The following is a 12734-nucleotide window of genomic DNA, read 5'->3' as shown; positions in this document are numbered from 1 at the left end:
CTTCGACGGATTCCGCGTCATCGAGTTTCTCCGACACTATGGTGGGGACAGATGCGCGGACAAACCAAAACTCGCACTGATTGATGTCGGGAGTGGATCGATGATCTCGCTGGTACAGCTCGAATGCTTCATCGCCGTCGCGGAGGAACTGCACTTCGGTGCGGCCGCGACCCGACTCAAGATGACGCAGCCGCCGCTCAGTCGGCAGATCCAGCAGCTCGAGCGGGAGCTGTCGACACGACTGTTCGATCGCACCAGCCGTCGCGTCGCGCTGACTCAGGCCGGGCGCGCGCTGCTCCCCAACGCGCGGCGCCTGATCGACCTCGCGGCGAAGGCGGTCTCGGACGTGCGCTCGGTCGGCGAGGGCGCCGCCGGAACCGTCACGATCGCCTACACCGCGATGGCCGGGCAGGCCGTGGTGCCCGATCTGCTGCGGCGCGCGTCGGCCGAGCTGCCCGGCGTCACCCTGCTGCTGCGCGAACTCGTCTCGCTCGACCAGGTGGAAGAGCTCGAGAAGGGCACGGTCGACATCGGCCTGATGCGGCCACTGCTCGCCCGACCGCAGATCAGCAGCCGTGCGGTCTACCGCGAGCGGCTGGCGGTGGCGCTCCCCAGCGACTCGGCACTGGCGCAGCGCGCGGAGCCCGTGAAGCTCATCGACCTCAAGGACGAGTCGCTGCTCATGTACTCCCCGAGCGGCGCGCGCTACTTCCACGACCTGCTGCTGTCGATGTTCGTGGCGAGCGGGGTGCATCCGCACATCGTGCAGTACGCCGGGCAGGTGCCCGCCCTGCTGGCGATGGTCAGCGCCGGCATCGGGTTCACGCTCGTGCCGCAGTCGGCCGAGCGGATCTCTCCCGACACCGTGACGCTGCTGCCGATCAGCGAGGCCGATCCGTCGTCGCGGGTGAACAGCGTCGAGCTCGACATCGCGTGGAACTCCGAGTCGCACAATCCCCTCGTCGAGCGTCTGCTGAATCTGATCGACGACGTGGATCACGACGACTGATCTATGCAGTGGGCGCATTGCCCAATGCCGATGTAGTGCTTGATCGGGATGAATCCCCACGCCTAGCGTGAACGAGAAGATGATCAGTGCTGATGACACGACCCGTGCTCGACGAGGAGGACGCATGCCGAAGGACATCGCCGCGACCGCCGATGAGTCCGCCCGACTCGGTGAGGCCGTGAACCCGACATCCGGCGGCCGACCCGCCGCGCGTGACGACATCCTGCGCGTCGAGGATCTGCGCGTCGCCTATCGCATCGGCGACCGCGAAGTCGATGCGGTGCGCGGGGTGAACCTCAGCGTGGGCCGCGGAGAAGTGGTCGCGATCGTCGGCGAGTCCGGATCCGGCAAGAGCACGGTCGCGCAGTCGATCATGAACCTCCTCGCGCCGAACGCCGAGGTCACCGGTGGGCGCATCGAGTTCGACGGTGAAGACCTGATCCCGCTGAGCGAGCGCCGCTGGCGCAGCATCCGGGGCCGTCTGATCGGACTGGTCCCCCAGGACCCCGCACTCTCTCTCAACCCGGTGCGACGCGTGGGCGTGCAGGTGGCGGAGCCGCTGCTCGTGCACGGACTCGCGACCAAGCACGACGCGCATGATCGTGCGGTCGAGCTGCTCGAGATGGCGGGGCTGACGTATCCGGCCGAGCGAGCGAAGCAGTATCCGCACCAGTTCTCGGGTGGCATGAAGCAGCGCGCGCTGATCGCGGGGGCGCTGGCCGCGCAGCCGAGCCTGATCATCGCCGACGAGCCGACGAGCGCCCTCGACGTCACCGTGCAGAAGCAGATCCTCGACCACCTCGCGAACCTCACGCAGGAGCTGGGCACCGCGATCCTGCTCATCACCCACGACCTGGGCATGGCGGCCGAGCGAGCCGACCGGGTCGTCGTCATGAAGCAGGGCGAGATCGTGGACTCCGGTCCTGCCGCGCAGGTGATGACCGCGCCGACGCACGAGTACACCCGCAAGCTCATCGCCGCCGCACCACGGCTGAGCGCGCATGAGCGGCGGACGGCATCCACCCAGGCCCGCATCGAGTTCGGCGGCGAGCCGATCGTCCGGGTCTCCGAGCTCACCAAGGTCTTCCCGCTGCCCAGGGGCGAGGGCGAGCGCCGCACGCTGACCGCCGTCGACGCCGTCTCTCTCGAGGTGCGCCGCGGCGAGACGCTCGCTGTCGTGGGCGAGTCGGGGTCGGGCAAGAGCACGCTCGCGCGACTCGTGCTGCGGCTGGAGGAGCCGACCTCGGGATCCATCTCGTTCGCCGGCGAAGACATCACCCACCTCAAGGGCGAGAAGCTGCGTCAGCTGCGGCGGCGGTTCCAGATGGTCTATCAGAGCCCGTTCGACTCCCTGAATCCGCGCATGACGATCGAGCAGCTCATCACCGAGCCGCTGCTGTCGTTCGGCGAGGGCGACCGGTCGTCGCGGTCGAAGCGCGCCGTCGAGCTGTCGGAGCAGGTCGCTCTTCCCGACGGGATGCTGGGTCGGTTCCCCGACGAGCTGTCCGGCGGCCAGCGGCAGCGCGTGGCCATCGCCCGCGCTCTCGCGCTTGACCCGGAGTTCCTCGTGCTCGACGAGGCCGTCTCGGCGCTCGACGTGTCGGTACAGGCGCAGATCCTCGCGCTGCTCGACGAACTGCAACGCGAGCGCGAGCTGAGCTACCTCTTCATCACGCACGACCTCGGTGTCGTCGCCGAGACCGCCGACCGCGTCGCCGTGCTCAAGCACGGCACGCTCGTGGAGTGCGGCGATGCCGCGCAGATCTTCACGGCTCCGCAAGAGGAGTACACCCGGATGCTGATCGAGGCAGTTCCGGCGTTCTCCGCCTGACGCGTCGCCCTCGGTTCGACCGCGCGTGAGTGGTCACTTTCGCACCCCTCACGGCCATTTCAGGTGCATTACTGACCACCCACCGCACCCCCGGCGCGTGAGTGGTCACTTTCGCATCCCTCACGGCCACTTCAGGTGCACTACTGACCACCCACGGCACAGGCGTCGGGTGTCAGGCGAGGCACAGCGTCGACAGTTCACTTCCCACTCCCCGTGCGTTCACCTCGGACGCCTATCTTGAGTGCGGTCGCGCGAACGCGGCTAAGAATCAGACAGATCGTTGTACGTAAACCACAACATCGCGGTAAAGTCGGATCAGACATACCTCGATGACGAGAAAGGCGACCATGGTCGACATCCGAAAGAAGCGCTGGTCTCTCCTGGGAATCGCTGCGGTGGCGGCCGTGACCCTGACCGGCTGCGCAGGCGGCAGCACCGAGTCCGACGGCGGTTCGAGCGACGGCGGGTCGGATGCGACCCTCATCGTCTACACGAACTCGAACAGCGACGGCCGTGGCGAGTGGATCACCGAGAAGGCCGCGGATGCCGGCATCGACATCGAGATCGTGGGCCTCGGCGGCGCCGACCTCACCAACCGGATCATCGCCGAGAAGAACAACCCCGTCGGCGACGTGGTGTTCGGTCTGAACAACATGTTCTTCGAGCAGCTCAAGGCCGAAGAGGCGATCACCGCCTACGAGCCCGAGTGGAGCGGCGAGGTTCCGGCCGATGCGGGCGACCCCGCTGACGGAGCGTTCTGGCCGCTCGTCGAGCAGGCCATCGTCACTGTCTACGACGAGAACACCATCACCGACGCCCCTTCCGATGAGGAGGACCTCTGGACCGACGAGGAGTACGCGGGCCGCTACGAGGTCAACCCGGCGCTCGGCCAGGCCACCCCGCAGCTCGTGCTCGCCAGCATCCTGTCGCGTCACCTCGACGAAGACGGCGACCTTGGCGTCAGCGACGAGGGCTGGGATCTCGTGAAGTCGTACTACGCCAATGGATCGCCCGCGGTCGAGGGCACCGACCTCTACGCCCGCATCACGCGTGGCGAGATCGACTACGGCGTGCTGCCCTCAAGCGGCATCGCGGCGCGCGATGCGGAGTACGGCACGAAGACCGGCATGATCGTACCCGACTACGGCGTGCCGTATGTCACCGAGCAGATCGCGCAGATCAACGGCACCGGCAATGAGGAGAAGGCCCAGGAGTTCATCGACTGGTTCGGCAGCGCCGAGGTGCAGGGCGAGTTCGCGGCCGAGTTCAACTCGATGCCCGTCAACGAGGGTGCGGTCGAGCAGGCCAACCCCGAGGTCGTCGAGCTCATGGGCGCCCTCGACCGTCAGGACATCGACTTCGGCTTCGTGAGCGAGAACCTCGGTGCCTGGGTCGAGAAGGTCACGCTCGAGTACATCGGCTGATCGAGCCCGACAACACCACCCCCTCTCGCACTAGTCGGAAAGACACCATGATCCGTTTCGAAGATGTCGAGGTCGCGTTCGGCGACCACCGCGCGGTCTCGCACCTCGATCTGGAGATCCAGGAGGGTGAGTTCTTCACCCTCCTGGGTCCGTCCGGATGCGGCAAGACCACCGCCCTCCGCACACTCGCCGGGTTCGTCGAGCCGACGGGCGGTCGCATCCACATCAACGGCCGCGACGTCACTCGCGTGCCCAGTGAGAAGCGCGGCGTGGGCATGGTGTTCCAGAACTACGCTCTCTTTCCCAGCATGAACGTGCGCGAGAACATCGCGTTCGGGCTGTCGATCCAGAAGACGTCGAAGGCCGAGCAGCGCCGCCGCGTCGACGAGATCGCCGACCGCACGGGCCTCGCGCCGTCGCAGCTCGAGAAGAACGTCTCGGAGCTCTCGGGCGGGCAGCAGCAGCGTGTGGCCATCGCCCGCGCTCTCGCGCTGACCCCCAGCATCCTGCTGCTCGATGAGCCGCTGTCGAACCTCGACGCGAAGCTGCGCGTGCAGCTGCGTGAACAGCTGAAAGACCTGCAGCACGAGGTCGGCGTGACCACGGTCTACGTCACGCACGATCAAGAAGAAGCGCTCACCCTCAGCGATCGCATCGCCGTGCTCGACAACGGCACGCTGCAGCAGGTCGGCACTCCCGAGGAGATCTACGACCGCAGCGCGACGCCGTTCGTCTGCCGCTTCATCGGCGAGAACAACCGTCTCAGCCCGGCGCAGATCACGAGCCTCGGCGGCGGACTCGACGCCACGGCCGAGAGCTACGTGCGGCCCGAGAAGCTGCACCTCGCCGAGGCAGGCGACAGCTCGACGGCATCCGCGTCGCTCGCCGGCACGATCGTCGATCGCACGTACCACGGCAGCCACAGCGTCTACACGGTGACGGCAGAGGATGCTGCGCTGCGCGTCAGCGTTCCCGCCGCGGCGAGCGCGCGCCAGTGGAACCCCGGCGACGCGGTCCGCGTCGACGTGGACCCGCGCTGGATCCTGCAGTATCCGGCGGCGTGACATGTCGGATGCTCGGAACCCCCAGAACCCCTCACACCCCGCGGTCCCGCCCTCAGCGGCCGTGACCGGAGAAGCCGGCTCCTTGACGACCGAAGCTGTCGTCGAGGGTCAGACGGCGGGACCGCGGCTCAACAAGAGAGGGCGCCCCGGCAGCGTGAAGGCGATGCTCCGCTCGCCCCTCGCCTGGATCACGGGCATCATCGTGATCTGGTTCGCCGCCGCGTTCCTCGTGCTGCCCAACGCCGCCCTGCTCGGGGTCACGTTCTTCCCCGACGGGCAGTTCAGCATCCGTGCGGTCGAGAAGCTGTTCGGCAGCGAGCGTGCGCTGAAGACCCTCGGCAACAGCTTCCTGCTCGCGGTCACGCTGTCGATCACGGTCAATGTGGTCGGTGTGTTCATCGTGCTGGTGACGAAGTACTTCCAGGTGCGCGGAGCGAAGATCCTCTGGCTCGGCTATGCCACGACCCTGATCTACGGCGGCATCGTGCTGGCCGCCGGTTACAACTTCATCTACGGCCGGTTCGGGTTCTTCACGAACATGATGGTCAACTGGTGGCCCGACATGGACCGCGACTGGTTCTCGGGATACTTCGCGGTCGTCTTCGTGATGACGTTCGCGACCACGACGAACCACATGCTGTTCCTCTCGTCATCCCTCGGCAAGGTCGACTACGCGTCGATCGAGGCGGCGAAGCTCATGGGCGCATCGACGTGGACGATCCTCCGCCGCATCGTTCTGCCGGTGATGAAGCCGATGCTGTTCGCCGTCACGGTCCTGACCTTCCTCATCGGGCTCGGGGCGCTGACGGCTCCGCTCGTGCTCGGCGGGCCCGACTTCCAGACGGTCGCGCCGCTGATCATCGACCTCTCGCGCAGCCCCATCACGCGCGACATCGCCGCGCTGCTGGCGATCGTGCTCGGCATCGCGACGATCATCCTCCTCGCGCTCATGAACCGCTTCGAGAAGTCGGGCGTGTACTTCTCGGTCGCGAAGGTGGCGACCCCGATCCAGAAGCAGAGGATCCGCAACCCGTTCGCGAACGTCGTCGTGCACGTCGTCGCCTACCTGCTGTGGGTGATCTACCTGATCCCGGTCGTGCTGATCGTGATCTTCTCGTTCGTCGATGCGCGCAGCATCCTCGCCGGCTCCATCACCCTCGACAGCTTCACGCTCGACAACTACATCACCGTGTTCTCGAGCGCCGAGGCGATCCGTCCGTTCATCGTCAGCGTCGTCTACAGCGCCGTGGCCTCGCTCGTCGTGGTCGGCGGTCTGCTGTTCGTGGCGCGGATGCTGCAGAAGCACCGCAACCTGCTGACGACCGCGATCGAGTACGTGCTGCACATCCCGTGGATCCTGCCGATCGTGCTGATCGCGCTCGCCCTGGTGACCGCGTTCGACGAGCCGCGGGCGATCGTGGGAGGCTTCGTGCTCACCGGCACGCCGATCCTGCTGCTCATCGCCTACATCTGCGTGAAGATCCCGTTCACGCTGCGCCTGCTCAAGGCCGGGTTCGCGTCGGTGCCCGATTCGCTCGAAGACGCCTCGCGCATCCTCGGAGCGAAGTCGCTGACGACGTTCCGCAAGGTGCTGGTTCCGCTGGTGCTGCCGACGGCCGCGGCGATCACGGCGCTGAACTTCAACAGCCTGCTCGACGACTATGACGCGGCGATCTTCCTCTATCACCCGCTGTTCAAGCCGCTGGGTGTGGCGATTCAGGAGAGCACGCGCGGCGAGAACAATCTCGATGCGATGCCGATCACGTTCGTCTACACAGTTCTGCTCATGATCATCATGGGTGTCACCATGTATCTCGTGTATGGACGAGGTTCGCGCGCCGGAGCGCCCCGCAAGGCCAAGAAGGCGCGCGCGTGAGTGGTGCATCGCCTTCGGATGCTCCGGGGCTGCGCGTCACGGTCAGTGATGTGGCCGCGGCCGCCGGGGTCTCCCGCGCCACCGCGACAAGGGCACTGAAGGGCGAGGGGCGCTTCGCTCCGGAGACCCAGGAGCGGATTCTCGCCGAGGCCGAGCGTCTCGGATACGTGCGCAACACGATGGCCGCCGAGCTCGCCGCCGGCCGCACCGGAACCGTCGGACTGATGCTGCGCGATGCGAGCAACCCGGCGTACGGTCTGCTGTTCTCCCGGCTGCAGGATGAGGCGCATAGGCGTGGCCTCGACCTCGTGACCGTGACCATTGGCGCCGACGAGCAGGGCGCCGAGCAGGTCAACGCGCTGCACCGGCTGCTCGGCATGCGCGTCGCCGGGTTGATCGTCGCGACCGGTGGCATCACGGCCGCGCAACTCGAGCCGTTCGCCGACCAGGTGCCGATCGTGCGCGCGGGGCGGGTCGAGACGGCGGAGGGGATTCACACGGCGCACTACGACGATCCGGAGCACGGACGTCTCTTGGCTTCGCATGTGTTGTCGTTGGGGCATCGGCGCGTCGTGGTGCTTTCGGGCGCGGAGGATGTGTCGTTTGCGGAGCATCTGCGGGCGTCGGCAATGGAGTCGACGTTGGTCGCTGGCGGGGCCTCGGTGACGCGAGTGTCTGCGGGGGCTGCGCCGACCGATGGCGTGGATGAGGCACTGGAGGCCGTGCGCGAGGAAGCGACGGCTGTCATGTGCGCGTCGGACTATCGGCAGCTCGCGGTCATGCGCGCTCTGCGTGCTGCGGGCTTGTCGGTTCCCGGGGATGTGAGCGTGACGGGGTGCGATGGCATTCTTCCCGGCGCTGACCTCTTGGGTCTGACGACACTGCGGATTCCGGTCGAGGCCGTCGCGGCCGCGGCTGTGGAGACGATGCAGCGGTTGCTTTCGGGATCGGATGCTGAGTCGGATTCTTCGGAGACCGTGCGACAGCCGTTCGTCGGAACCCTCGTCCCCGGGTCGACCGCCGCAGCCGTCTGACTTCTGTCCTGTACTTGTTCGTCGTCTCACTGGAAGAGAAATGATCCTCACCGAGCACTCTCGCCCATCGCACACCTTCGTGCACATCTCCGATACGCACCTTCCCGGTGAACGCGCCCCGCTGTATGGCAGCGGGGCGGATGCTGATGCGAACCTGGCTTCTGTTCTGTCACGGTTGGTGGCTTCGGGGCTGAAGCCGGATGCGTTGCTGTTCACCGGGGATCTGGCCGATCGGGGGGACGCTTCGGCATATCGGCGGTTGCGGGAGTTGGTGGCGCCGGCCGTTGAGGCGTTGGGGTGTGAGGTCGTGTGGGCTATGGGCAACCACGACGAGCGCGGGGCGATGCGGGCGGAATTGGGGCTCTCGGGGGCCGCTTCGGATGCTGTGGTCGAGGTGCGCTGGTTCGGTGGGATGCGGGTGATCGTGCTGGATTCGACGGTTCCCGGGCAGCACTGGGGGCGGGTCGACGAAGAGCAGCTGTCTTGGTTGGCTGGGGAGCTTGCGACGCCCGCGCCGGAGGGTTCGCTGCTGATGATCCATCACCCGCCGCTGCCGACGGTGCTCGACCTCGCGGTGACCGTTGAGCTGCGGGAGCAGGCGGCGCTGGCTTCGGTGCTGGCGGGGTCGGATGTGCGGGGGATCCTGTCGGGGCACGTGCATCATCCGTCATTCGGGACGTTCGCGGGGATTCCGGTGTCGGCGGCGTCATCGAGTGCGTACGGGCAGGATCTGGCTCAGCCCGTAGGGGCGACCCGGGGGCAGGATGCTGCGCAGGGCTACAACCTCGTGCACGTGTACGACGGGACGATCGTGCACTCGGTGGTCGGGCTCGAGGTCGGTGCGGATGTCGGGGAGCCAGTCGCGGCGGATGAGGCCGGGAGGCGGATCGCTCGGCGGGGGATCTCCTGGCGGGAGCGGGTTTAGATCACCCGGATAGCGCTAAGCACAGATGGTCAGGTCGCGACAGCGGCCTCTGCACGAGGGGTCAGGAGATTCCGTTGTGCATGAGCGTCTTCGCCTTCGCGTTCATCGCCTCCAGACCGGCCCGCTCCGCGCTGTAGACAAACAAAGCGATGCCCGCATTATCCGCAAAATCGATCGCTCCCCGCGCATATCCCGTGCTTGTGAAGAACAGGGCAACGCGCCTATGCGGGTCGTTCGCTGCCACGCCGGCAAGCTCCCGTATCGGCGCGACCCCGACAGACTTTGCATAGTGCTTCACTTGCGCGATGCTCTTGGAACCCAAGACATCGATTCCTCCATCGCCTGTGTAACTCGTGAGTTCAGCATCGACCTCCCCAATGTGACGCATCCACTGCGCGACGATCTCCTCGGCGCCTCGCGCGTCTACCCCGTTCGGCCTGGGTGAGGGCGGCGGAAAGGCACGATGAGCTGACGGCTCAATAGGCACTCCAACGGAGCGACGCCGATTCTCAAGCACAGCGGTGGCTCCTCGAAATGCTGCTGAGTAGAGCCCAATCACGGCAGCACGATGCGCCTCATTGGCGCGGCGATTCGCGCCGACAACCACGAAGACCAGCACGAGAACGAGGAACAAAAGCAGAGCGGTGACAAGGATCACCGCAACGTAAGGAAGGCTCTCGGCCCATAGTCGAATCCCATCAAGGAACCGAAGCGTCTCCGGTATCTCAAACGACCCGACAAGCAGGGTCGTGCAGGTGACCGCAAGCAGTGTCACCGGTACAAGGAGTGCGAGTAGGCCCGCCCATCCGTCTCGCGTCTTCTCTTCGTCGGACCTCAACAACTTGATGCGCGGATCGATCGTTCGTTGAATGTGTCGACGTAATGCATCGTCGGCGATCCATACGTCGCCGACTCCACGGCCGATCTCGCGCCCCACCTTGTACGCCGTATTGACTGACCTCACGTGCTCATCCTGGCAGGAGAACGGTCGTCAACCTCGTCGAAGGTTGTGGTTCCGCTCGATCGACGTTCGTGAGGGTCGGGGCCGACGTGCCGGACGACACCAACGAGGTCTATCGGCGCGGCAAGAATGGGAGACCTCAAGAACCGATAGCAAGGGAAACGAAAACACGAGCGCTCGTGGCTTACGACATGATCAGAACATGGAAGCCTCACCGATTCTCACGTGGACCCTCCAACAGGAGATCCCCGTGCCGTCCGATGTCCACGAACTCCTGCTCGAAGGCGAGCAAGCAATCACGTCTTTCAAGACGATGCGTGATTCTGCCACCTTCACCTCGAAGAGACTCATCGTTCGCGATGCCCAGGGGCTCACCGGCAAGAAGGTCGAGATCTATTCACTGCCTTACAGCTCAATCAATATGTGGTCGTCGGAGAACGCGGGCAGACTCGACTGGAACTCGGAGATCGAACTCTGGACTCGCGCTGGCCACATCAAGGTGAAGCTATCCAAGGACGCGGACGTGCGCCGACTCGACAGTCTCCTTGCGTGGGCGGTTCTGCAGGCGCACTGACGAGTGCACAAATAGGCCCCGCTCTCACCAAGAGCGGGGCCCATCGTACGTCTGAGACGCGGATCAGTATCCGACCGCCGCGAGACCGAATTCGATCTCGGCGGGAAGGAAGCCCTCGAACGCCATCTGGTCGTACAAGCCTTGACGCGAGAACGAGGAGTACTCGAGATACTGCTGTGCCTTCTCCGCAGCTTCTGCGTTCCAGTCCGCACCCGCGTTGTCCACACCGAACGTGGCTTCCTCCGTGCTGAAGCCTTCGAACTCGAGCTGATCGATCAGGCCCGTGCGCGAGAAGCCCGTGAAGCTCAGATAGTTCTGGGCCGAGCTGATGGCATTTTGCTGAGCCAGCGAGAAGACGGGCTTCTCTTCGAGCGTGAGAGTGATCTCGGTACCCTCTTCGACCTCGGTGTTCGCCGCGGGACTCGTCGACAGCACCTTCGCAAGCGGGTCGGCGAGCGTCGCAAGCACCGGCGGGTTCAGCCCCGCAGCCATGAGGGTCGCCAGCGCCTCGGTCGCAGTCTGACCTGTGACATCCGGCACGGCGACCATCACGGCCGGCTCAGGTTCGGGCTCCTCCGCGGGCTCCTCGTCCACCGTCGTTGCCGTTGAGGCGGCAGGCTTCTCGTCAGCGACATCATTCGTGTTGCCTCCGCCGCCGATCGCGTTTGCGACGCCGCCGATCAGGATGACGGCTGCGGCGACCGAACCACCGATGATCCAGCCCTTCTTCGACTTGGGCTTCTTGTCGGGCACCGGCTCTGACAGTCGTGTCGGCACAGGGAACTCCGTCGGCACGCTCGGCACTCCGCCAGCGGTCGGGAGGCCCGGTGCCCCGACGCTGCCGATTCCACCGGCAGCGGCTGAAGCCGATGGAAGCACAGCCGTAGGCGCGTCCGCGGGCAGCGGCGTCGTCGGGAAAGCCACAGTCTCAGCTTCGGCCGGCGGGATCGCTGTCGGCGGCTGCGGTTCCACCCACTGCGTCCCGTCCCAGTAGCGCGGTTCGTTGTTTGCGTGAGGCGCGGGATACCATCCCGGCGCGGGGTTCTGGTCTGACATCTGTGTTTCTTTCTCGGCGCCGTCGCCGGCTCTTCTTGATCGATAATCGAAGGGACGACTGCCTTCGGTACTGCGGGGTTTGTCGTGCGTCCACCGAGGCCGGCGGTCACGGTCATGCGCTCGTCGTCATGCGCTGAGCCGCGAAATCTAGAGAGCGGAATCCGCCACTCCGCGCGTCGCTTCGACCTGAGCTCGCACCGAGTCGACTGCGGCGAGAATGGTGGCCCCGTCTTGCGTCGAGACGGCATCGCTCAGAACGTCGAGCGTCGCTTCGAGAGAGACGAGCGACTCGGGCCACGCGACAGCGACGTTCGCCGGGACCTCGAGTGCGTCAAGCTGCCCGGAGTTGAACGCCAGTTCGCCTGTGTTGCTCAACAGGCGCCAGAATCCGTTCTCCTGCACCGTGACGATGATGTCGTCGAGATCTTTGTTCATATCGTCGAGATGCGATCCGGCCTGCGCGCGGAAGGCCACTGCATCGACGACCGGGGCCTCAGGTGCCGGGGCGGGTGTCGGGGTCGCGGTCGGTGTTGGGGTCGGCGCGGGTGTGGGTTCTGCGGGTTCCTCTGTCTGCACGACTGCCGGCGCCGCACTCGCCTGCGGGGCCTCGTCTCGATCTGAGCCGCCCGAGCCGATTGCCGCGCCGACGGAGCCGACGACGATCACGCCGGCCGCGATCGCGCCACCGATTAACCATTTCTTCTTCGCGCTGGCGGGCGCTGCAATGGGCGCGGGCGAAGCGAACGGCGCCGGTGCGGGGTATGCAGCGGCACTCAGAGCGGGAGGCGCTGAGTCAACGACCGGAGCCGGTACGGGTGCAGCTGCCGGAGCGCTGTGCTGAGTCCACTGCGCTCGATCCCAGTAGCGAACCTGCGTGGAATCTTCGGGACTCGGGTACCACCCGGCGGGGACGTTGCTCACATCTGCTCCATGCTGCTGAGACGCCCCCAGTTGGGCTCGATCTGAGACTAGCGACTGCA

General features: G+C 65.9%; 11 protein-coding genes and 1 pseudogene. 8 read left to right on the top strand and 4 right to left on the bottom strand.

Features of this window, described 5'->3' with window-relative positions:
- Positions 1-100 precede the first annotated feature (100 nt).
- The 7 genes from SOM10_RS08820 (at position 101) to SOM10_RS08790 (ending at position 9163) form a co-directional block, all read left to right on the top strand.
- On the top strand, positions 101-1009 hold the full coding sequence (locus SOM10_RS08820) for a LysR family transcriptional regulator (RefSeq protein WP_053098431.1): 909 nt from the start codon (positions 101-103) through the stop codon (positions 1007-1009).
- Between the two features lie 124 nt (positions 1010-1133).
- A complete protein-coding gene (locus SOM10_RS08815; RefSeq protein ID WP_320489540.1) occupies positions 1134-2840 on the top strand; it encodes an ABC transporter ATP-binding protein in 1707 nt (568 codons plus the stop codon).
- A 347-nt stretch (positions 2841-3187) separates the two neighbouring features.
- Positions 3188-4264: an extracellular solute-binding protein gene (locus tag SOM10_RS08810; RefSeq protein WP_320489539.1), complete on the top strand. Its 1077-nt coding sequence runs from the start codon at positions 3188-3190 to the stop codon at positions 4262-4264.
- A gap of 47 nt (positions 4265-4311) precedes the next feature.
- Positions 4312-5328, top strand: coding sequence for an ABC transporter ATP-binding protein (locus tag SOM10_RS08805; RefSeq protein ID WP_320489538.1), 1017 nt, complete (start codon positions 4312-4314; stop codon positions 5326-5328).
- Positions 5329-5410: 82 nt separating this feature from the next.
- Entirely contained in the window at positions 5411-7204 is a 1794-nt protein-coding gene (locus SOM10_RS08800) for an iron ABC transporter permease (protein WP_320489537.1), read from the top strand.
- Entirely contained in the window at positions 7201-8238 is a 1038-nt protein-coding gene (locus tag SOM10_RS08795; protein WP_320489536.1) for a LacI family DNA-binding transcriptional regulator, read from the top strand. Before SOM10_RS08800 ends, SOM10_RS08795 begins: the two co-directional genes overlap by 4 nt.
- Positions 8239-8278: 40 nt before the next feature.
- Positions 8279-9163, top strand: a complete 885-nt coding sequence (locus SOM10_RS08790; protein WP_320489535.1) for a metallophosphoesterase — start codon at positions 8279-8281, stop codon at positions 9161-9163.
- Positions 9164-9224: 61 nt separating this feature from the next.
- Here SOM10_RS08790 and SOM10_RS08785 read toward each other — a convergent pair whose 3' ends face one another.
- Positions 9225-10127 (bottom strand): restriction endonuclease, encoded by a 903-nt coding sequence (locus tag SOM10_RS08785; protein ID WP_320489534.1) that lies wholly within the window; start codon positions 10125-10127, stop codon positions 9225-9227.
- 199 nt (positions 10128-10326) lie between these two features.
- Here SOM10_RS08785 and SOM10_RS08780 point away from each other — a divergent pair, with 199 nt between their 5' ends.
- Positions 10327-10698, top strand: coding sequence for a PH domain-containing protein (locus SOM10_RS08780; RefSeq protein WP_320489533.1), 372 nt, complete (start codon positions 10327-10329; stop codon positions 10696-10698).
- Between the two features lie 63 nt (positions 10699-10761).
- On the opposite strand, the gene SOM10_RS08775 is transcribed toward SOM10_RS08780, so the two are convergent.
- From SOM10_RS08775 to SOM10_RS08765, 3 genes and pseudogenes are all read right to left on the bottom strand, one after another.
- The gene (locus SOM10_RS08775) at positions 10762-11622 is read right to left on the bottom strand and encodes an Ltp family lipoprotein (protein WP_320489780.1); all 861 of its coding nucleotides are present in this window, start codon (positions 11620-11622) and stop codon (positions 10762-10764) included.
- A 36-nt stretch (positions 11623-11658) separates the two neighbouring features.
- Positions 11659-11754: pseudogene (locus SOM10_RS08770) on the bottom strand (DUF2510 domain-containing protein); the annotation flags it as partial.
- A gap of 147 nt (positions 11755-11901) precedes the next feature.
- Complete coding sequence (locus SOM10_RS08765) at positions 11902-12675, bottom strand: DUF2510 domain-containing protein (RefSeq protein WP_320489532.1); 774 nt, start codon at positions 12673-12675, stop codon at positions 11902-11904.
- Between the last annotated feature and the right edge of the window lie 59 nt (positions 12676-12734).

This window comes from Microbacterium sp. CFBP9023 (genome assembly GCF_034045055.1).
Lineage (GTDB): Bacteria > Actinomycetota > Actinomycetes > Actinomycetales > Microbacteriaceae > Microbacterium.
Note: the sequence above shows the minus strand (reverse complement) of the source record. Positions and strands in the feature narration are given on the sequence as shown.

Bases quoted from the DNA above. Each gene is read 5' to 3' on its own strand.
- SOM10_RS08805 (WP_320489538.1), top strand. From the start codon at position 4,312: ATGATCCGTTTCGAAGATGTCGAGGTCGCGTTCGGCGACCACCGCGCG.
- SOM10_RS08790 (WP_320489535.1), top strand. From the start codon at position 8,279: ATGATCCTCACCGAGCACTCTCGCCCATCGCACACCTTCGTGCACATC.
- SOM10_RS08820 (WP_053098431.1), top strand. From the start codon at position 101: ATGATCTCGCTGGTACAGCTCGAATGCTTCATCGCCGTCGCGGAGGAA.
- SOM10_RS08815 (WP_320489540.1), top strand. From the start codon at position 1,134: ATGCCGAAGGACATCGCCGCGACCGCCGATGAGTCCGCCCGACTCGGT.
- SOM10_RS08780 (WP_320489533.1), top strand. From the start codon at position 10,327: ATGGAAGCCTCACCGATTCTCACGTGGACCCTCCAACAGGAGATCCCC.
- SOM10_RS08810 (WP_320489539.1), top strand. From the start codon at position 3,188: ATGGTCGACATCCGAAAGAAGCGCTGGTCTCTCCTGGGAATCGCTGCG.